The following is a 19400-nucleotide window of genomic DNA, read 5'->3' as shown; positions in this document are numbered from 1 at the left end:
TGAACAAGGACGTCTGCATGTTGTTCCGTCGCCTCCTCATCCAATGGAAGATCACCCTGCTCGCCGGCTTCTGCCTGCTGGCCATCGTGGCATTGCTGGTGGGGGCTGCGCTGTTCCAGTCCGGTCGCAGCGCCGCGCTGGTCAACAGCGCCAATACGCAGATGCTCGACAAAAGTGCGCGCCTGCGCCTGCACACCCACGCCGAATTGCAGGCCGCACGCATCCAGCGCTACTTCATGGATGCCTACCTGTACGGCAACGGCGTGTCGCGCCAGCTGATGTACATCAAGGCGCAAGGGCCGACGGACCTGCGTGCAGCGCTGACCCAGCAGGCCAAGCTGGCACTGGGCGAAAACCCGGACCTGCTCGGCCTGTACCTGGTGTTCCTGCCCAACGCGCTGGATGGCAAAGACGCCGACTTCGTCGATAACGCGGCGGTGGGCAGCAATGAAATCGGGCGCTATTCCCTGTACTGGTCGCAGCCCAATGCCGGCGAGCTGGAGTCCGAGGCAATGCCCGAGTCGATGCTCGCCGACACCAGCCTGTCGGCCAACGGCTCGGCCTACAACCGCTGGCTCACCTGCCCGCTGGAAACCGGCGAAGCCTGTGTGGTGGACCCGTACTTCGACACCGTTGGCGAGCGCTCGCCGCTGATGACCAGCATTGCCTTCCCGCTCAAGCACAACGGCAAGATCGTCGGCGTGATGGGGCTGGATATCAGCCTCGACAACCTCCAGCAACTGAGCCTGGAAGGCCGCCAGGAACTGTTCGATGGCAATGGCCAGGTCAGCATCATCAGCCCGGCCGGCCTGCTCGCCGGGCACAGCCAGGATGCCAAGCAACTGAGCAAGAAGCTCGCCGAGGTGTTCGGCGCACATGCCAGTGCATTGACTGCGCAGATGCGCACCGGCAAGGCGGCCGAGTTCAATGAGAACGGCAACCTGCAGGTGTTGCAGTCGTTCGCTCCGGTGCCGGGTGCACAGCCCTGGAACGTGCTGCTGGAAGTGCCCGACCAGGTCTTGCAGGCACCCGCCATCGAGCTCAATACGCAACTGGACGCACACAACAGCACGGCCAACCTCAGCAGCTTGTTGATGGGCCTGGCGGCCGCCGTGGTTGGCCTGCTGGTGATCTGGCTGATGGCCCGCGGCGTGACGCGGCCGATCCTTGAGGTGGCCCATCGCCTCAAGGATATCGCCAGCGGCGAAGGCGACCTGACCCGTCGCCTGGACTACGCCCGTGAAGATGAACTGGGCGAGCTGACAGGCTGGTTCAACCGCTTCCTCGACAAGCTGCAACCGGTGATTGCCGATGTCAAAGCCTCGGTGCGCGATGCCCGTGGCACTGCCGATCAATCCGCCGCCATCGCCAGCCAGACCAGCGCCGGCATGCACCAGCAGTACCGTGAAGTGGATCAGGTGGCGACCGCCTCGCACGAGATGAGCGCGACCGCCCAGGACGTCGCCCGCAACGCCGCACTCGCCGCAGAGGCCGCACGCGGCGCTGACCTGGCGACTCGCGAAGGCATCGAGATGATCCACCACACCACCCGCGCCATCGAGCAGCTGGCCTGCGAGATGTCGGCGGGCATGGAGGAAGTCCAGCAACTGGCCAGCCGCAGCGACCAGATCGGTTCGGTGCTTGAAGTGATCCGCGCCATCGCCGAGCAAACCAACCTGCTGGCCCTCAACGCCGCCATCGAGGCGGCGCGCGCGGGGGAAGCCGGACGCGGCTTTGCCGTGGTCGCCGATGAGGTGCGCAACCTGGCCAAGCGCACGCAGGATTCCGTGGAAGAAATTCGCCAGGTGATCGAAGGCCTGCAACAGGGCACCCGCGATGTGGTGGGCTCGATGCACAGCAGCCATCGCCAGGCGCAAGGCAGTGTCGAGCGGGCAGAACAGGCCGTGCCGGCGTTGCAGCGGATCAGCGAAGCGGTCGCGGTGATCACCGACATGAACCTGCAAATCGCCTCGGCGGCTGAAGAGCAAAGCGCCGTGGCCGAGGAAGTGAACCGCAACGTGGCGAGCATTCGTGACGTCACCGAGTCGCTGTCTTCGCAGGCCGATGAGTCGGCGCAGATCAGCCAGGCGCTGAACCGCCTGGCCAACCATCAGCAGGGGCTGATGGAGCAGTTTCGCGTGTAAGCCGTGCGCCAGCGGTGCGCGTCAGCCTTTGACGCACACCACCTGGCGCAGCGTGTGGACCACTTCCACCAGTTCGCGCTGGGCGGCCATCACTGCGTCGATGTCCTTGTAGGCCATGGGGATCTCGTCGATCACGTCCTTGTCCTTGCGGCATTCGACGTGGGCGGTGGCGCGCAACTGATCGGCGAGGGTGAAGGTTTTCTTCGCCTGGGTGCGGCTCATCACCCGGCCCGCGCCATGGCTGCAGGAGCAGAACGACTGTTCGTTGCCCAGGCCACGGACGATGAAGCTCTTCACCCCCATCGAACCCGGGATGATCCCCAGCTCGCCCTTCTGTGCCGACACCGCGCCCTTGCGCGTGACCAGGATGTCCTGGCCAAAGTGCCGCTCGCGCTGCACATAGTTGTGGTGGCAGTTCACTGCTTCAAGGTTGGCCTCGAAGGGTTTGCGGATGACCTGGCGAGCGGCGGCGATCACCGCCTGCATCATCAATGCGCGGTTCTGCCGGGCGAAGTCTTGCGCCCACTCGACAGCCTCGACGTAGTCATCGAAATGCCGGCTGCCCTCCTCGAAGTAGGCCAGGTCCTGGTCGGGCAGATTGGCGATGTGCTGGCGCATATCGGCCTTGGCCAGTTCGATGAACAGGTTGCCGATGGCGTTGCCCACCCCGCGTGAGCCGCTGTGCAGCATGAACCAGACGCGGTTGGCTTCGTCCAGGCAGACCTCGATGAAATGGTTGCCGCTGCCAAGGGTGCCGAGGTGCTGGCGGTTGTTGGTTTTTTCCAGCCTTGGGTGTTTCTCGGTGATGGCCTTGAAGCGGCCAGCCAGGGCTCGCCAGGCGTGGTCGGCGTTGTGCGGCACGCTGGTCCAGGCGCCTTGGTCGTGGCGGCCGAAGGTCTTGCCGTGGGGTACGGCTTTTTCGATGGCGCTGCGCAGGCCATGCAGGTTGTCCGGCAGGTCGGCGGCGTTGAGCGAGGTGCGCGCGGCGATCATCCCGCAGCCGATGTCCACACCGACGGCGGCCGGGATGATGGCACCCAGGGTGGGGATGACGCTGCCGATGGTCGAGCCTTTGCCCAGGTGCACGTCCGGCATGACCGCAAGGTGTTTGAAGATGAACGGCAGGCGGGCGGTGTTGATCAGTTGCTGGCGGGCCTGGTCTTCCACGGGGACGCCGTCGGTCCAGAGCTTGATCGGTTTGCCGTTGGCGACTTCGAGGAGGTTCATGGCAGGTTCTCAATGAGTGCTAATACTGTGACCGTTTCACGGTCGATCGCAGCACACGCAACGCCGCGCCCATGTAGCCGCTGCCGTAAGGCTGCGCTCGCCTGCAACGCAGGCGCGGCCTTTGGGAGCCCTGCGGGACTCCAGCGCAGCCTTACGGCAGCGGCTACAAGGTTTTGTGCAAGAAAATCACCCTACAGAGATCACCGATTTTGCGAGGCAGCACTTTCTGCAAAAATCTGTAGGACTAAAGAACAATCCCTTGTCCCTCGACGTTTTTCCAAACCCGCCTATGCTCCACCTTGAAGTCGATTGCTGAGAATCGACCGCTGCATTAGAGGGGCTGTTATCCACAGGTCGGGGCCCGCAAGCCCATCCCACCTGCCGGTTCAGCCCCTCGGTTTTCAGCGCAGCCCCAACTGCCCTCGCAAATACTCATACAACCCCGCCGCACTGCGCCGATAACCGTCCGCCGTCAGGTGCACCAGGTCCGGTCGCGCCAGCCCCTGCGCCTGCCACCCGGCAATCGAACACTCGCCGCCCATGAACGCCTGCCAGTCCCAGAACAACACCTTGGCCTGCTTGGCCACCTGGCGCTGAATGCGCACCACCTCCGCCAACATCTGCGGCCGACGCGCCGCACAACCGCGTGCATTGCGCTGCTTGATCGAGTCGGACGGGCCGATCAGCAACACCACCGCCCTCGGCAATTCACGCCGCAGGTCGGCCAAGGTGCGGGTCAGCTGCGTCTGGTACTCGACCAGGTCCAGCGTGTTGTCGAACGCCTCGTTGGTGCCATAGGCGAGGATCACCAGGTCCGGGCGCAGCGTCTTCAGATTGTCCTGCCAACCGGCCTGCCATTTGTCCTGGACCGACAGCCGGGCGCCGTTGATACCCAGGGCCGACAAGGTCACCCCGGCATTCTTCTGGCCCTGGATGTACCAGCCGCCGAGCACGCTGCCCGGGCGCGCCCGCAGGGTCATGTCGACCGGCAAGCCGACATTGAGCAGTTGCGGGCTGAAACGCCATTGCCCGTTGCTGGCCGCCAGCATCACGCTGCGATTCTGCTGTTGCCCATCACGGGCGCTCAGCGTGCTGCTCTCGCGTGCCTGATACAAGGCAGACACCCGATAGCGCTGCGCACTCGGCTCGCGGGCTTCGATGCGCACCGCAGGGTTCGCTGCAACCGGCACGGACAGATAACCGCCCAGCGGGAACTGCTCGCTGCTCTGGTTGCGTGCGGACACCAGGTCCCACTGACGCGGCGCGGCTTTCACAATCACCCGGTCGTAGCGCGTCCCCGGCACCGGCGTGGCCGCAACAAAGCCGATGCCGCCATCGCCGTACTGCGCCTGGAACAAGCGCCGCAGCTCACCGCTGAACAGGTCCGCCGCCGTGTGCGAATCGCCGAACTGCACAATGCTGACCGGCATGCGCCCAGAAGCCCGCAACTTGCCCGCCAGCACCGCCAGGTTGCCATCACGAGCCGGGGTCACCGGCGCCACCACGCTGGCGCGCGAAAGCGGTGGATTACCCGCCGCCACCGGGCTGCAACCCGGCAGGGCGAAGATCAGCGCCGCCAGCGCCAGAAGGGTGTGCCATCGGCGCATGTCAGTGTCCTGTAACGGTCAGGCCCGGGAAGGCGATCAGCGACAGAACCTGCCCGGCGATCAGTTTCTGGCCCGTAATGGTGAAATGAATGCCATCGTCGCCACGGGTCTTGACCCGCTTGCCCTGGCTGTCCTGCAAGGTATAGGCGAATTCATCCGCCTTGTAACCCAGCACCGTGTTCGCCGACACATAGTGCTGGCCATACAACTGCGTCTCGCGCTGGTACAAATCGCTGAGGTAGGCCATGGCGGTGGACAGGCGCGGCTTCTCCATGTTCGGCGGGCCGACCCAGATCACCTGCACGCCGTGCTCACGGGCCGATTCCAGCATCGCGTCGATGCGCTGGCGATACAGCGCTTCCCACTCCGGGCTCTTGAAACGCAGGAACGGCTTGCCCTTGCCCTGCGGCATGTCCCACGGGTCATTCGGCCCGAGGAAAACCACCATCAGGCGGATGTTCGGCTTGCTTTTCAGGGTGCTGGCGACGGTCTGCGGCCAGTTGAAAAAGCCCGGGTACGCCAGCCCGGTACTCTGCCGGCTGAGGTTGACGCTGTTGATCTGGTAGCGCTTGCGCAAGGAGTTGGCCAGGTGCGGGGCGACGCCCTGCATCAGCGAGTCGCCGACCAGGAACACTTCATCGCCCGCCGCCAGGCTCACCACCTGCTGCGAAGCCTGGGCCGGCAGCGGCGCAGCGGCAACCTTGAGCGGCTTGGCGACGGGCACCTTGGCCGGCGCTGGCGCGGGTGCCAGCGGTGCCTCCAGGTGCACCGACACCACCGGCATCGGCGGCGGCAACACCACCGGCACTATTTCTGGCGCCTGGGCCAGCTGTACCCGCCGCGAGAGGCTGTCGGCAAAGGCCGTGCGGGCATCGCCCAACGCCTCGCTGAGGTTGCCGCCCAGGCGCCATGCCGCGCTCTGTCCGATCAACGGCAGCTCACAGCTCTCGTGGTACTTCTGCTGGCAATACAGGCTGATGGAGTTCTGGTTCAGCCAGAACAGCAACACCGTGGTCACCAGCAATGCATAGAGTGTCTTGGCTGCGGACTTCTGCGTGCCGAACAACACGCCCGAATCAGAAACTGGCATAGATGAACCCCGGCACGCCCGACTGCGAAGCAAAGATCACCAAGGTGATGAACAACCCCAGCGGTAACGGATAAAACGCCCAGGGCAAACGGCTACTCGCCGCAAAGCCCTGGCGCAGCAGCGCCAGCGCCTGTGGATAAATCGCCACGCAGGCCACCGCAGCCAATGCCAGCAGGCCGTTGCTGCTGGCCAACGCACTCAGGCTCAGGTCAGCGAGCCCGCCGAGCATGTCCAGCGCGTCATCCAGCGTGGCACTGCGGAAGAATACCCAGGCGAAGGCGACATAGTGGAAGGTCAGCAGGCGCGCCAACAGGTCTGCGCCCGGCCAGCGCATGGGCTGCGGCAGCCAATTGCTGGCGACCTTGTACAGCGCCAGGCCAAGCCCGTGCAACGCGCCCCAGATGATGAAGTTCAGGCTCGCGCCGTGCCACAGCCCGGAGATCAGCATGGCCAGCAGCATGTTCAGGTTGCCGCGCCATGCGCCCTGGCGATTGCCGCCCAGCGGGATGTAGACGTAGTCGCGGATGAAGGTCGACAGGCTGATATGCCAGCGCCCCCAGAATTCCTTGAGGTTGCGCGCGGCATACGGCGCGTTGAAGTTGTCGGGCAGGCGGAACCCCAGCAGCAACGCCACCCCGGTGACCAGGTTGGTGTAGCCGCTGAAGTTGAAATAGATCAGGAAGCTGTAGCCATAGATGCTCAGCAGGATCTGCTCGGGCGAATGGCTCGCCGGGGTTTCGAACACCGGGTCGACCCACTGGCTGGCCAGCCAGCCGCTGAAGAAGAACAGCTTGACCACCGCCAGCGCGATCAACCCCAGCGCCCGCTGCGGCTCCAGTACCTGGCGCATTCCGCCCGGGTGAATCTGCGGCAGCATGTGCAGGGCGCGGTTTACCGGGCCGGCGATCAGGCTGGGGAAGAACGCCAGGTACAACGCCAGGGTCGGCAGGCTGGCCGGCGCCAGCTCCCGGCGATTGATCGAGACCAGGTAGCTGACGGAATGGAAGGCATAGAACGACAGGCCAATCGGCACCAGCACTTGCAGCACCGGCAGCGTGACCTCCAGGCCCATGCCGGCCAGCGCTGCCTGCACCCCGGCGACAAAAAACTCCTGGAACTTGAACAGGTAGAAGCAGCCCAGCACCAGCAGCAAGGTCAGCAGGTAGTTGATGTGCCGCCCAGGATAACGCGCGCCCATCAAGCCAAGCAGATACACCGCGACGGTGTAGCCCAGCAGGATATAAAGGGATTCAAGGCTGAAACTGGCGACGATGGCATAGCTGGCGGCCAGCAACAGCAGGTTCTGTGCGCGAACGCTCCAGCACAGGCTCCAGTAGACCGCGAAAAACAGGATGAAACACAGGCCGAATTCGATCGAGAGAAAGCTCACAACGTAGTCCATTACGCAACATCAGAAGAGGGGGCTGCACGCGCGGTGAAAGCAGCGACGCAGAGCGGCCGCGATTATGGCAGACAGCCTTGAGCGCTCACAATGCAAGGCGTTCAGAAAGTACCGGCTGTCGTCCAGCGGGGTAATGCAACAGAATGCGACGAAAGATCCCACCCTCTGATTTGCTCCCCCTGCCCCGCTCTGCTAGTGTCGCGCCGTTCAAACTGCCACCAGAGACAGCCGCCATGGCCCGAAAAAAAGCCGCCATTGATTTCGAGCAATCCCTCGCCGACCTGCAAGCCCTGGTCGAGCGCCTGGAGAACGGCGAACTGTCGCTGGAAGACTCGCTGACCGCCTTCGAGCAAGGTATCCGCCTGACCCGCGATTGCCAGGGTGCTCTGACCCAGGCCGAGCAGAAGGTGCAGATCCTCCTGGAGCGCGACGGCGAACTCGCCGCCGAGCCGTTCGACGCGGAACAGCCGGAATGATTGCCGCCTACCAGGCCAGCAGCCAGGCCCGTGTCGACGCTGCACTGGAGCAACTGTTTGTCGCGCCGTCGGTCGAGCTGACGCGCTTGTATGAAGCCATGCGCTACAGCGTGATGAACGGCGGCAAGCGTGTACGCCCGCTGCTCGCCTACGCCGCCTGCCAGGCCCTGGGGGCTGCACCTGAGCAAGCCAATGGCGCGGCGTGTGCGGTGGAGCTGATCCACGCCTATTCGCTGGTGCATGACGATTTGCCGGCCATGGACGATGACGACCTGCGTCGTGGCCAGCCGACCACCCACAAGAAATTCGACGAAGCCTGCGCGATCCTCGCCGGTGACGGCTTGCAGAGCCTGGCCTTCAACGCCCTGCTCGATGCACGGCTGAGCCCACAGAGCGATGCCATTCGCCTGCAGATGGTGCAGACCCTGGCCCTGGCCGCCGGCCCTGCCGGCATGGTCGGTGGCCAGGCCATCGACCTTGGCTCGGTGGGCAAGAAGCTCGACCAGAACGCCCTGGAATACATGCACCGGCACAAGACTGGCGCGTTGATCGAAGCCAGCGTCAAGCTGGGTGCGCTGGCCAGTGCCCGCGCCGGTGAACGCGAGCTCAAGGCCCTGCAGCAGTACGCCCAGGCCATTGGCCTGGCGTTCCAGGTGCAGGACGACATTCTCGACGTCGAAAGCGATACCGAAACCCTTGGCAAGCGCCAGGGCGCCGATATCGCCCGCGACAAACCGACCTACCCGGCCCTGCTTGGGCTGGAGGCGGCGAAAGCCTATGCACTGGAACTGCGCGACCAGGCGCTGGATGCCTTGCAGGGCTTCGACCACGCCGCAGAGCCGCTGCGGGCGTTGGCGCGGTATATCGTCGAACGCAGGAACTGAGTCGGCCGTACGGCCCTCATCGCCGGCAAGGCCGGCTCCCACAGGGCTTGGCATCACACCACCCTTTGTGGGAGCCGGCCTTGCCGGCGATGGGGGCTGCAAGCCCCCCAGCTTTTGCACTCAATGGGCAGCCATTACCGCAATAAGGTAAACTGCCGCCACTTCACACCTATAACGATTCGCCTGATGCCCACGACGTTTCAAGAGATCCCCCGCGAACGCCCGGTCACGCCGCTGCTTGACCGTGCCGATACGCCAGCCGGCCTGCGTCGTCTGGCCGAAGCCGACCTGGAGAACCTGGCCGACGAACTGCGCCAGGAGCTGCTCTATTCGGTCGGCCAGACCGGCGGGCACTTCGGTGCCGGCCTGGGCGTCATCGAGCTGACGATTGCCCTGCACTACGTCTTCGACACCCCGGACGACCGGCTGGTGTGGGACGTCGGCCATCAGGCCTATCCGCACAAGATCCTCACCGGTCGCCGCCAGCGCATGAACACCCTGCGCCAGAAGGACGGCCTGGCCGCCTTCCCGCGACGCGCCGAGAGCGAATACGACACCTTCGGCGTCGGTCACTCCAGCACCTCGATCAGCGCTGCGCTGGGCATGGCGATTGCCGCCCGCCTGCAAAACGAGGCACGCAAGTCGATCGCCGTGATCGGCGACGGCGCGCTCACCGCCGGCATGGCCTTCGAGGCGTTGAACCACGCCCAGGAAGTCAACGCCGACATGCTGGTGATCCTCAACGACAACGACATGTCGATCTCGCGCAACGTCGGCGGGCTGTCCAACTACCTGGCCAAGATTCTCTCCAGCCGCACCTACGCCAGCATGCGCGAAGGCAGCAAGAAAGTGCTGTCGCGCCTGCCCGGGGCCTGGGAAATCGCCCGTCGCACCGAAGAGTACGCCAAGGGCATGCTGGTCCCCGGCACCCTGTTCGAAGAGCTGGGCTGGAACTACATCGGCCCGATCGACGGCCACGACCTGCCCACCCTGATCGCCACCCTGCGCAACATGCGCGACCTCAAGGGGCCGCAGTTCCTGCACGTGGTGACCAAGAAGGGCAAGGGCTTCGCCCCGGCTGAAGCCGACCCGATCGGCTACCACGCGATCACCAAGCTCGAGCCTGTGGATAAACCTGCCGCCGCGCCGAAAAAAGCCGGTGGGCCGAAGTATTCCGCCGTGTTTGGCCAGTGGCTGTGCGACATGGCGGCAGCGGACGAGCGCCTGGTCGGCATTACCCCGGCCATGAAAGAAGGCTCGGACCTGGTCGACTTCAGCGAACGCTACCCGCAGCGCTACTTCGATGTGGCGATTGCCGAGCAGCACGCGGTCACCCTCGCGGCCGGCATGGCCTGCGAAGGTTCCAAGCCTGTCGTGGCAATCTATTCGACCTTCCTGCAACGCGCCTACGATCAGCTGATCCATGACGTTGCCGTGCAAAACCTCGATGTGCTGTTCGCCATCGACCGTGCGGGCCTGGTCGGTGAAGACGGCCCGACCCACGCTGGCAGCTTTGACCTGTCGTTCCTGCGCTGCATCCCCGGCATGCTGGTGATGACCCCGAGCGATGAGAACGAGCTGCGCAAGATGCTCACCACCGGCCACCTGTTCAACGGCCCGGCGGCAGTGCGCTACCCGCGTGGCAGCGGCCCGAACGCGACCATCGAGAGCAACCTCGAACCGTTGGAAATCGGCAAGGGTGTGGTGCGTCGTCAGGGCAGCAAAATCGCCCTGCTGGCCTTCGGCGTGCAACTGGCGGAGGCGCTGAAAGTCGGCGAGACGCTGGATGCGACCGTGGTCGACATGCGCTTCGTGAAGCCGCTGGATGAAGCGCTGGTGCGTGAGTTGGCAGACAGCCATGCACTGCTGGTGACGATCGAAGAGAACGCCATCATGGGTGGCGCCGGTGCGGCGGTCAGCGAGTTCCTCGCGCGCGAAGCCGTGCTCAAGCCAGTGCTGCACCTGGGCTTGCCGGATGTCTATGTCGAGCACGCCAAGCCTGCGCAAATGCTGGCTGAGTGCGGGCTGGATGAAGCCGGTATCGAGGCGGCGGTACGCCTGCGGATGCAATTGCTCGGCCTGTGATTCCTGTGGGGGCCGTCCCGGCCCCGTCGCTGGCAAAGCCAGCATCCCTGTAGCCGCTGCCGTCAGGCTGCGCTCGCCTGCATAGCAGGCGCCGCCTTTGGGAGCCCTCACGGGCTCCAGCGCAGCCTATCGGCAGCGGCTACAAGATGCTGTGTTCGATAGTTGCCACCCTATCAATCAAGCTGCCTGTGCTGAACCCTGTGGGAGCTGGCCTTGCCAGCGACAGCAATGGAACTGCCCATGAAGCTTCTTCACTTTGCCCCACTCTTCCTGCTCGCCCCCGGCGCCACCCTGGCCGCCCCGGTCGACCGCGAACAAGCCCTGAAGCTGTCCAACGTGGTGATCACCGCCAACCGCCAGGTGGAAGACCGCGCTCAATCCAGCGCCGCCAACACCGTGTTCACCCGCGAAGACATCGACCGCCTGCAACCGACCAACATCACCGACCTGCTGACCCGCGTGCCCGGCTTACAAGTCGCGCGCACCGGCGGCCGTGGCAGCGTACCCGGCATCTTCATCCGTGGCACCAAGACCGCCCAGAGCCTGGTGCTGGTCGACGGCATGCGCGTGGCCAACGCCACCTCCGGCGACAGCGGCCTGCAGTTCCTCAATATCGACCAGATCGAACGTGTCGAAGTGCTGCGCGGTTCGCGCTCGGCGGTCTACGGCAGCGACGCCATTGGCGGGGTGATCCAGATCTTCACCCGACGCAGCGCTGACCAAGGCCTGCAACCGCGCCTGAAAATCAGTGCCGGCAGCCAGCACACCTGGCAGCGTAGCCTCGGCCTGTCCGGGGGCGACCAGCACACCCGCTTCAACCTGGGCGCCAGCCTCGATGAAAGCGATGGCATCAACGACACCTATCAGTCCTATGCCAGCGACAAGGACCACGACGCCTACCGCGCCAAAGCCTTCAACCTGAGCCTGAGCCACCAGTTCACCGACAACCTCGAAGCCGGCGTGAACCTGCTCGACAGCCGTGGCCGCAGCGAGTACGACAACCCGTACGGGCGCTTCGACATGACCACCTTCGAGTCCTTCGGGCAGAAGCCCTACACCGACTTCACCGTCAGCAGCCTGGGTACCTTCCTCGCCGCGCAAGTGACCGACAGCTGGCATTCACGCCTGGAACTGGGGCACAGCGAAAACCGCGACAAGAAGCGCGACAAGCTCAGCCCGGAAACCAGCGCGTTCAACACCTACCGCGACTCGGTCACCTGGCAGAACGACCTGGCTCTGGACGAGCGCAACAGCCTGATGCTCGGCGGTGACTGGTTTGAAGACCGCGTGCACGCCAGCGAACACCTCAGCGAAGACAGCCGCTGGAACCGCGCCGCGTTCATCCAGCACCGCTTCAAGGGCGAAAGCTTTGCCACCGAGCTGGGCGTACGCCGCGACCAGAACCAGCAGTTCGGCGGCCAGACCACCTGGAGCGGCAGCCTGAGCCTGCCAGTGAATGCCGACAACGAAGTGCTGTTCTCCTACAGCGAAGGCTTCCGCGCGCCGACCTTCAACGACCTGTACTACCCCGACTACAGCAACCCGGACCTCAAGCCCGAGCGTTCGAAAAGCTATGAAGTGCAATGGCGCAGCGACCTGAGCAGCAGCACGCGCCTGGAAGCATCGGTGTACCGCACCGACCTGCGTGACGCGATCATCTTCGGCGCAGGCTCGATCCCGCGTAACGTCGCCTCGGCACGCATCAACGGCTTTGAAGCAGCGTTGCATCAGGAATTGCTCGGCTGGCAAGGCACCCTCGGTCTCTCGCTGATCGACCCGCGCGACCGCGACAACGGCCATACCCTGGCCCGCCGCGCACGCAGCACGCTGAGCCTGGACCTGGACCGTCAGTTCGATCAGTTGGGCGTGGGCGCCAGCTGGCAAGCTGTCAGCAGCAGCTACGACGACGAGGCCAACACTCGCAAGATCGGCGGCTATGGCCTGTTCGGGCTGCGCAGCAGTTGGGCGCTGACCCGGGAAGTGAAGCTGGAGATGAAGCTCGACAACCTGTTCGACCAAACCAGCAGCCGCGCCCTCTACAGCTATGAAGGCCAGTACCACGGCTACCGCGAAGATGGCCGCACCTGGATGCTCGGGGTTACCTGGACGCCGGCGCTCTAGTCGCCAGCAACTCGCAGAGCCGCGCGGTGGCTTCGATCATCTGCCCGCTGGGCCGTTCCAGGCCCCGGTCGGGCACCACCAGCAACTGCCCCTTCTGCACCGCAGCCACCTGCGGCCAGGCTTTCCAGGCCTCCAGCTGGGCCTGATCGCCGGCCAGGATGGCCTGCGGATTGCGCAGCAGCACAGTCTCCAGGTTCACTTGCGGTGCCGGCAGGCGCAGGTCATCGAAGATGTTCCGCGCCCCGCACACCGCCAGGGCATCGCTGACGATCTGACCGCCACCCAGGGTGTACAGCGGCTGGTTCCACACCTGATAGAACACCCGTAATGGTTGCTCACGCCGGTACTGCTGACGCAGCCCCTGCAGGCGCGCGCGCAGTGCAGCAGCACGCTCATGCCCTGCTTCTGGGCGACCCAGGCGCACACCAATGGCTTCTATCTGCTCGATCAGGCCGTCAAGGCTATGGGCATCGGCACTGAATAGCGGGATGCCCAGGCGCTTGAGTTGATCACGCTGGGCCGGCGGCACGCTGCCGGGCCAATAGAGGATAAGGTCCGGGCGCACGCTGAGCAGGCGCTCCAGGTCCAGCTGGCCATAGCGGCCCACGGAAGGTACCTGCGCCAGTTGCGCCGGTCGTTCATCGCTGTCGACGGTGCCCACCAGCAAATCGCTGGCGTTCAGTTCAACGACGATTTCCGACAGCGAAGGGGCAAGGCTGACCACACGCGGCGCTGCCAGCAGCGGCCCGCAAAGGGCCAGCAAGACCGCCAGCAACACGCCGCGCATTCGTCTCAGCCCAGTTGGCGGGGAATGCGATAGAGGTACAGCACCACCACGCTGGAGAGTGCCATCAGGATCTGCGGCACCACTTCCAACCCGACCAGCACCGACAATGCCGCCACCCAGGCCGGGAAGCAGGCGAACAGCATGCCGATGCGCCGCACGCGCGCCAACTCGATCCAGGCGGCGGGCTCTTGTTCGGTGTCCAGGGCTTTCTGGGTGGCGATCAAGGCACGCTTGAACGCCCCGAAACGCGGCAGGCTGAGGAACATCGTGGCAATGCCGGCGATGAACAGCGGCATCGCCAGCAGCGGAATCAGCGGCTCACCACCACCGAAGGCCCAGGAGAACACCAGCAGTGGCGCCAGGGCCACGATCAGGTATTGCAGCCACGCGACGAACAGCCGACGACGCACTTGCGCCCGCGTCACGCCCGGCCCGCCTCGCCCTGGTGCTCGTTGCCCATCATGTGGCCGAGCTTGCCGGCCTTGGTGGCCAGGTAGTGCTTGTTGTGCGGGTTGTGGCCGGTGTGCAGCGGCACACGCTCAGCCACCGGGATCCCCATGCCGGTCAGCGCCTTGACCTTGCGCGGGTTGTTGGTCATCAAGCGCAGCGACTTGACGCCCAGGTGCTCAAGCATTGGCTGGCACATGCCGTAGTCACGCTGGTCGGCGGCAAAGCCCAGGCGCTCGTTGGCCTCGACCGTGTCGGCGCCACCATCCTGCAGCTCATAGGCGCGGATCTTATTCAGCAGGCCGATACCACGGCCTTCCTGACGCAGGTACAACAGCACACCGCGACCTTCACGGGCGATGGCTTGCAAGGCAGCTTCAAGCTGCGAACCACAGTCGCAGCGTTGGCTGAACAGCGCATCACCGGTCAGGCATTCGGAATGCAGGCGCCCCAGCACTGGTGCACCATCGGCCACGTCACCCAGGCTGAGCACGACGTGCTCACGGCCTGTGGCTTCGTCGAGAAAACCATGCATGGTGAAAGTAGCGAAAGGCGTAGGCAGCTTGGAAGCGGCAACAAAGACGACGGGCACCTTGTGCTCCTGATAAGTAACTTGGGATTTCAGTGGACGGATTGTACCAGCGTCACCGTTCAGGTGCTTAGGCTGAATTGTGGGGCAAACAGATCGAGAAGTTCGATACCGACTAGTGGTGGCTGTCGCCTTGATCGAACGGGTATGGCTGCTCCCAGCGCTCGAAGATCGCCCGCAGCTCGCCGCTGGCGAGCAGTTTGTCCATGCGCTGGTCGAACAGTTCCTTGAGCGCACGTCCCTGGTCGGTCTTGGCAAACGCCAGGTACAGCGGCAGTTCGGCAATATGCGTACTGCGGAACTTGCTGCGTTCTGCTTCGCTGGCCTGGCTCAGGACGTAGTCCACTTCGGTCTGTGCATCGATGTAGTAATCGACCCGCCCGCGCTCGAGCATCGGCAGGATGCCTTCGCGCCGCTGCACTTCGCGGTACTCGCCAACCTTGGGCAGGTAGCGCTGGTAATCGTAGCCGCGAACCCAGGAGAGCTTGAACTGCCCGAGGCTTTCGGCAGTCGGCACCGGCGTGCTGGTCAGGCCCAGGGCAAAGATATGATCCAGATCGAAGTGCCTGCGCGGGTAGAGGTAGTCGTCGCTTTCTTCAAAGTAGGAGCCGACCCAGGCGTCCGCCTCGCCACGCTTGACCAGGCCGACGGCGCGGCTGTACGGCACGCTGAGCACCTGCACGCGCACGCCAGCAGGCTCGAACACCTTGCGCAGTACGTCCCAGGCCATGCCGCTGCCATCGGCGTTGGTGTAATCCTCCCAGCGTTCGCTGGCCAGGCGGACCTGCTTGGGCAACTCGACCGCCTGGGCAACCGTCGCCCCACCGGCAACCAGCGCCAGTAGCATCAGGATGACTCGCCATCCACGCATCGTGACCCTCCCTTTGTTAGGTGAAGCTCCATACCAGCACTTGCATGCCCAGCCAGGCAAAGACCCCGGCCAACACGTCATCGAGCATGATGCCGACACCGCCGTGCACATGCCGGTCGATCCAGCGGATCGGCCACGGCTTGAGGATGTCGAAGAAGCGGAACATCAGGAAGCCTGCCAACAACCATAGCCAACCTTCCGGCACCAGCCAAAGGGTTATCCACATGCCGACCATTTCGTCCCAGACGATGCCTTCGTGGTCGTGCACACGCAAATCGTCAGCCACCTTGCCGCACAGCCAGAAGCCGAACAGCATGGTCAGCCCGAGCATCAGCCAGTAGCCCCAGTCCGGCAGCATCTGCCACAGCGGGATGAACGGCAGTGCCACCAGCGAGCCCCAGGTGCCCGGCGCCTTGGGCAAGGTGCCGGAACCGAAGCCAAAGGCCAGGAAGTGCCAGGGGTTGCGCCAGACCGAAGGCGGAACGTTTTCCGCAGGCACCTGGTTGGGGTGATCGGTCACGGTGTCTCCCTAAAATGTTGGTAGCCGCGCGTGCGCGGGGTGATATCGACGCCTTCGCGGTCATGCAGGGTCACCCCGCTGCCCGCCTCGACCCGCCCGACCACGTGCACCGGCCAACCGGCCGCCAGCAGGCCGTCGAGTTCGCTCGGTGGCAAGGTGAAGGCGATGACGTAGTCGTCCCCGCCGGTCAGCGCCGCCGTGCGCGCCCCGTCCAGCCCCAACAGCCCTTGCAGTGCTGCACTCAAGGGTAGCCGCTCAAGCTCAAGGCGCAGCGCGACCCGCGAAGCGGTTGCGATGTGCCCGCAGTCGGCGAGCAGGCCGTCGGAGATGTCCAATGCGGCCGTGGCCTTGCCGCGCAGGGCCTGGCCCAGCGCCAATTGCGGCGGTGGCGACCAGTAGTGCGCCAGCAGCGGGGCCGCCAGTTCAGCGGCGGCCGTACGCTCACCCAGCACCAGCGGCAAGGCGCCCGCCGCCTTGCCCAGGTCCGCGCCGACACACAGCAGGTCGCCCACCTGGGCGCCGCTGCGGGTCAACGCCAGCCCGGCCGGCACGCGGCCGAACACGGTCATGGTCAGGCTCAGTGGGCCACGGGTGGTGTCGCCACCGACCAGGGCCAAACCGCACTGCGTGGCCATCTGGTTCAAACCCTGGGCATAGGCTTGCAGCCAGTCGGCGCGAACCTCCGGCAGGGTCAGGGCAAGGGTAAAGGCAAGGGGAGTTGCGCCCATGGCCGCCAGGTCACTGGCCGCCACCGCCAGCGAGCGCTGGCCGAGCAGGAACGGATCGCTGATCGCCGGGAAATGCACCCCAGCCACCAGCGTATCGGTAGAAATGGCCAACTGGTCACCCGCTGGCACGGCCAGCAGGGCGCAGTCGTCACCAATCCCCAGCACAACACCATCGCCCGCCTGCGCGCAGTGCGCAGCGGCAAAGTACTGGCGGATCAGCTCGAACTCACCCATGGGCCGAAAGCGCCGGAATCAGCGCTTGTACGCCTTCACTTCGGCTTCGCGAAGCCGTGGTGCCAGCTTGTCGAGCACGCCGTTGACGAACTTGTGGCCGTCGGTCGAACCAAACACCTTGGCCAGCTCGATACCTTCGTTGATTACCACGCGGTACGGTACGTCGGCACGCATCATCAGTTCCCAGGTGGACAGGCGCAGGACCGCCAGTTCAACCGGGTCGAGTTCTTCGATGGACATGTCCATGCAAGGCTTGAGCGCTTCGTCGATGTCAGCGCGCTTTACCGGAACCCCGTGCAGGATTTCACGGAAGTAGGCACCGTCGACATCGGTGAAATCGTTATCGACCCGGAACTGCGCTTCGATCTCGTTCAGCGAGTGCTTGGCCACGTGCCATTGGTACAGCGCCTGGGTCGCGAGCTGACGAGCTTCGCGACGCTTGGCGCTTTTCGATGGTTTGCCAGCATCCGCAGGTTTTGGATCGCGCGGGTTGAAACGATCGCTTTCGTCGCTAATCACTTGGCCTCCAACTGCGCCAGCAGGCTGACCATTTCCAGAGCGGACAGGGCTGCTTCAGCGCCCTTGTTGCCGGCCTTGGTGCCGGAACGCTCAATGGCCTGTTCGATCGAGTCGACGGTCAGGACACCGAAGGAGACCGGCACGCCGAACTCCATGGACACCTGGGCCAGGCCCTTGGTGCATTCGCCCGCCACGTATTCGAAATGCGGGGTACCACCACGGATCACGGCGCCCAGGGCGATGATCGCGGCGTATTCGCTTTGTTGGGCGACTTTCTGCGCAACCAGCGGAATTTCGAAGGCGCCAGGTGCGCGGATGATGGTGATGTCGCTTTCGCTGACGCCGTGGCGAACCAGGGCATCAACAGCACCGCTTACCAGGCTTTCGACGACAAAGCTGTTGAAGCGGCCAACCACCAAAGCATAGCGACCTTTGGGGGCAATGAAGGTACCTTCGATGGTCTTCAGGGTCATTGCGGGGTTCTCATCTTAAAGAGCCAGGCCGCAAACACGCGGCCTGTAGGAGTTTTGTTCACGAAAAAGCAGCGGGAAATGCCGCTGCTTTATTCGGAGGGCACGTATTCTACAACTTCCAGATCGAATCCGGATATCGCATTGAACTTCATTGGTGAACTCATCAGGCGCATTTTGCGCACACCGAGGTCACGCAGGATCTGCGAACCGGCACCTACCGTGCTGTAGGTGGTCGGCGCCTTGGCCTGGGCGCTGGTGTCGCCGCTCTCGCGGATATGGGCCAGCAGCACGTCGCCATCAAGTGGGTGACCGAGCAGCAGCACCACGCCGCTGCCAGCCTCTGCCACGGCGCTCATGGCCGCACGCAGGCTCCAGCGGCCCGGTTGCTTGACCATCAGCAGGTCACGCAGCGGGTCCATGTTGTGCACTCGTACCAGGGTCGGCTCTTCAGCGCAGATCTTGCCCAGGGTCAGGGCCATGTGCACGTCGCCTTCCACCGAATCGCGGTAGGTGACCAGGTTGAAACTGCCCAGCTCGCTGTCCAGCGGCTGCTCGGAAATCCGCTGAATGGTACGTTCGTGGATCATCCGGTAGTGGATCAGGTCGGCGATGGTGCCGATCTTGATGCCGTGCTCGGCGGCGAAGACTTCCAGCTCAGGGCGACGCGACATGGTGCCGTCGTCGTTCATCACTTCGCAGATCACCCCGCTCGGCTCGAAACCGGCCATGCGCGCCAGGTCGCAGGCCGCTTCGGTGTGGCCGGCACGGGCCAGGGTTCCGCCAGGCTGGGCCATCAGCGGGAAGATGTGGCCCGGGCTGACGATGTCTTCAGCCTTGGCATCCTTGGCTGCGGCCGCTTGCACGGTGCGCGCGCGGTCGGCGGCGGAGATACCGGTGGTGACGCCTTCGGCGGCTTCAATCGACACGGTGAACTTGGTGCCAAAGCCCGAGCCGTTGCGCGGCGCCATCAGCGGCAGCTTGAGCAGCTCGCAACGCTCGCGGGTCATCGGCATGCAGATCAACCCACGGGCATGCTTGGCCATGAAGTTGATGTGCTCGGCCTTGCAGCACTCGGAGGCCATGATGATATCGCCTTCGTTCTCGCGGTCTTCGTCATCCATGAGAATGACCATTTTGCCTTGGCGGATGTCTTCAACCAGTTCTTCGATGCTGTTGAGCGCCACGCGGCACCCCCT

18 protein-coding genes are annotated in these 19400 nt (G+C 64.4%); 5 read left to right on the top strand and 13 right to left on the bottom strand.

Going from position 1 to position 19400, the window contains the following annotated elements; genetic code table 11:
• Positions 1–17: 17 nt before the first annotated feature.
• The gene (locus tag M5G11_RS27760) at positions 18–2144 is read left to right on the top strand and encodes a methyl-accepting chemotaxis protein (protein WP_273912075.1); all 2127 of its coding nucleotides are present in this window, start codon (positions 18–20) and stop codon (positions 2142–2144) included.
• A 21-nt stretch (positions 2145–2165) separates the two neighbouring features.
• Here the strand turns inward: M5G11_RS27760 and M5G11_RS18250 are convergent, their stop codons facing one another.
• The 4 genes from M5G11_RS18250 to M5G11_RS18235 form a co-directional block, all read right to left on the bottom strand.
• Entirely contained in the window at positions 2166–3371 is a 1206-nt protein-coding gene (locus tag M5G11_RS18250) for an RtcB family protein (RefSeq protein WP_273912076.1), read from the bottom strand.
• 401 nt (positions 3372–3772) lie between these two features.
• On the bottom strand, positions 3773–4978 hold the full coding sequence (locus M5G11_RS18245) for an SGNH/GDSL hydrolase family protein (protein ID WP_273912077.1): 1206 nt from the start codon (positions 4976–4978) through the stop codon (positions 3773–3775).
• A gap of 1 nt (position 4979) precedes the next feature.
• Positions 4980–6068 carry an SGNH/GDSL hydrolase family protein gene (locus M5G11_RS18240; RefSeq protein WP_273912078.1) on the bottom strand — a complete coding sequence of 363 codons (1089 nt, stop codon included), beginning with the start codon at positions 6066–6068 and terminating at the stop codon, positions 4980–4982.
• Entirely contained in the window at positions 6055–7458 is a 1404-nt protein-coding gene (locus M5G11_RS18235; protein WP_273912079.1) for an MBOAT family O-acyltransferase, read from the bottom strand. The genes M5G11_RS18240 and M5G11_RS18235 overlap by 14 nt, the downstream gene beginning before the upstream one ends.
• A gap of 245 nt (positions 7459–7703) precedes the next feature.
• On the opposite strand from M5G11_RS18235, the gene M5G11_RS18230 reads away from it, so the two are divergent.
• The 4 genes from M5G11_RS18230 (at position 7704) to M5G11_RS18215 (ending at position 13036) form a co-directional block, all read left to right on the top strand.
• Complete coding sequence (locus M5G11_RS18230) at positions 7704–7946, top strand: exodeoxyribonuclease VII small subunit (protein WP_273912080.1); 243 nt, start codon at positions 7704–7706, stop codon at positions 7944–7946.
• Positions 7943–8830 (top strand): (2E,6E)-farnesyl diphosphate synthase, encoded by an 888-nt coding sequence (gene ispA / locus M5G11_RS18225; protein ID WP_273912081.1) that lies wholly within the window; start codon positions 7943–7945, stop codon positions 8828–8830. Before M5G11_RS18230 ends, ispA begins: the two co-directional genes overlap by 4 nt.
• Positions 8831–9016: 186 nt before the next feature.
• Entirely contained in the window at positions 9017–10915 is a 1899-nt protein-coding gene (gene dxs, locus M5G11_RS18220) for a 1-deoxy-D-xylulose-5-phosphate synthase (protein WP_273912082.1), read from the top strand.
• A 240-nt stretch (positions 10916–11155) separates the two neighbouring features.
• On the top strand, positions 11156–13036 hold the full coding sequence (locus M5G11_RS18215; protein WP_273912083.1) for a TonB-dependent receptor domain-containing protein: 1881 nt from the start codon (positions 11156–11158) through the stop codon (positions 13034–13036).
• Here the strand turns inward: M5G11_RS18215 and M5G11_RS18210 are convergent.
• From M5G11_RS18210 to ribBA, 9 genes are all read right to left on the bottom strand, one after another.
• Positions 13014–13823: a cobalamin-binding protein gene (locus tag M5G11_RS18210; RefSeq protein WP_273912084.1), complete on the bottom strand. Its 810-nt coding sequence runs from the start codon at positions 13821–13823 to the stop codon at positions 13014–13016. The genes M5G11_RS18215 and M5G11_RS18210 overlap by 23 nt on opposite strands.
• A gap of 5 nt (positions 13824–13828) precedes the next feature.
• Entirely contained in the window at positions 13829–14248 is a 420-nt protein-coding gene (locus tag M5G11_RS18205; protein ID WP_273912085.1) for an MFS transporter, read from the bottom strand.
• Positions 14245–14862: a GTP cyclohydrolase II gene (gene ribA, locus M5G11_RS18200; protein WP_273912086.1), complete on the bottom strand. Its 618-nt coding sequence runs from the start codon at positions 14860–14862 to the stop codon at positions 14245–14247. Before ribA ends, M5G11_RS18205 begins: the two co-directional genes overlap by 4 nt.
• Before the next feature lie 112 nt (positions 14863–14974).
• Positions 14975–15730: a substrate-binding periplasmic protein gene (locus M5G11_RS18195; protein WP_273912087.1), complete on the bottom strand. Its 756-nt coding sequence runs from the start codon at positions 15728–15730 to the stop codon at positions 14975–14977.
• Positions 15731–15746: 16 nt separating this feature from the next.
• Positions 15747–16250, bottom strand: a complete 504-nt coding sequence (locus M5G11_RS18190) for a phosphatidylglycerophosphatase A family protein (protein ID WP_273912088.1) — start codon at positions 16248–16250, stop codon at positions 15747–15749.
• Positions 16247–17212 (bottom strand): thiamine-phosphate kinase, encoded by a 966-nt coding sequence (thiL, locus tag M5G11_RS18185; protein ID WP_273912089.1) that lies wholly within the window; start codon positions 17210–17212, stop codon positions 16247–16249. The genes M5G11_RS18190 and thiL overlap by 4 nt, the downstream gene beginning before the upstream one ends.
• An 18-nt stretch (positions 17213–17230) precedes the next feature.
• Positions 17231–17731 carry a transcription antitermination factor NusB gene (gene nusB / locus M5G11_RS18180; protein WP_273912090.1) on the bottom strand — a complete coding sequence of 167 codons (501 nt, stop codon included), beginning with the start codon at positions 17729–17731 and terminating at the stop codon, positions 17231–17233.
• Positions 17728–18204: a 6,7-dimethyl-8-ribityllumazine synthase gene (gene ribH, locus M5G11_RS18175; protein WP_065759168.1), complete on the bottom strand. Its 477-nt coding sequence runs from the start codon at positions 18202–18204 to the stop codon at positions 17728–17730. The genes nusB and ribH overlap by 4 nt, the downstream gene beginning before the upstream one ends.
• 89 nt (positions 18205–18293) lie before the next feature.
• The gene (ribBA, locus tag M5G11_RS18170; protein ID WP_273912091.1) at positions 18294–19388 is read right to left on the bottom strand and encodes a bifunctional 3,4-dihydroxy-2-butanone-4-phosphate synthase/GTP cyclohydrolase II; all 1095 of its coding nucleotides are present in this window, start codon (positions 19386–19388) and stop codon (positions 18294–18296) included.
• Positions 19389–19400: the final 12 nt, after the last annotated feature.

Source organism: Pseudomonas fontis (assembly GCF_028656955.1).
GTDB lineage: Bacteria > Pseudomonadota > Gammaproteobacteria > Pseudomonadales > Pseudomonadaceae > Aquipseudomonas > Aquipseudomonas fontis.
Note: the sequence above shows the minus strand (reverse complement) of the source record. Positions and strands in the feature narration are given on the sequence as shown.

Bases quoted from the DNA above. Each gene is read 5' to 3' on its own strand.
- M5G11_RS18240 (WP_273912078.1), bottom strand. From the start codon at position 6,068: ATGCCAGTTTCTGATTCGGGCGTGTTGTTCGGCACGCAGAAGTCCGCA.
- M5G11_RS18245 (WP_273912077.1), bottom strand. From the start codon at position 4,978: ATGCGCCGATGGCACACCCTTCTGGCGCTGGCGGCGCTGATCTTCGCC.
- dxs (WP_273912082.1), top strand. From the start codon at position 9,017: ATGCCCACGACGTTTCAAGAGATCCCCCGCGAACGCCCGGTCACGCCG.
- ispA (WP_273912081.1), top strand. From the start codon at position 7,943: ATGATTGCCGCCTACCAGGCCAGCAGCCAGGCCCGTGTCGACGCTGCA.
- M5G11_RS18215 (WP_273912083.1), top strand. From the start codon at position 11,156: ATGAAGCTTCTTCACTTTGCCCCACTCTTCCTGCTCGCCCCCGGCGCC.
- ribH (WP_065759168.1), bottom strand. From the start codon at position 18,204: ATGACCCTGAAGACCATCGAAGGTACCTTCATTGCCCCCAAAGGTCGC.
- M5G11_RS18210 (WP_273912084.1), bottom strand. From the start codon at position 13,823: ATGCGCGGCGTGTTGCTGGCGGTCTTGCTGGCCCTTTGCGGGCCGCTG.
- M5G11_RS18195 (WP_273912087.1), bottom strand. From the start codon at position 15,730: ATGCGTGGATGGCGAGTCATCCTGATGCTACTGGCGCTGGTTGCCGGT.
- M5G11_RS18230 (WP_273912080.1), top strand. From the start codon at position 7,704: ATGGCCCGAAAAAAAGCCGCCATTGATTTCGAGCAATCCCTCGCCGAC.
- thiL (WP_273912089.1), bottom strand. From the start codon at position 17,212: ATGGGTGAGTTCGAGCTGATCCGCCAGTACTTTGCCGCTGCGCACTGC.
- M5G11_RS18250 (WP_273912076.1), bottom strand. From the start codon at position 3,371: ATGAACCTCCTCGAAGTCGCCAACGGCAAACCGATCAAGCTCTGGACC.
- M5G11_RS27760 (WP_273912075.1), top strand. From the start codon at position 18: ATGTTGTTCCGTCGCCTCCTCATCCAATGGAAGATCACCCTGCTCGCC.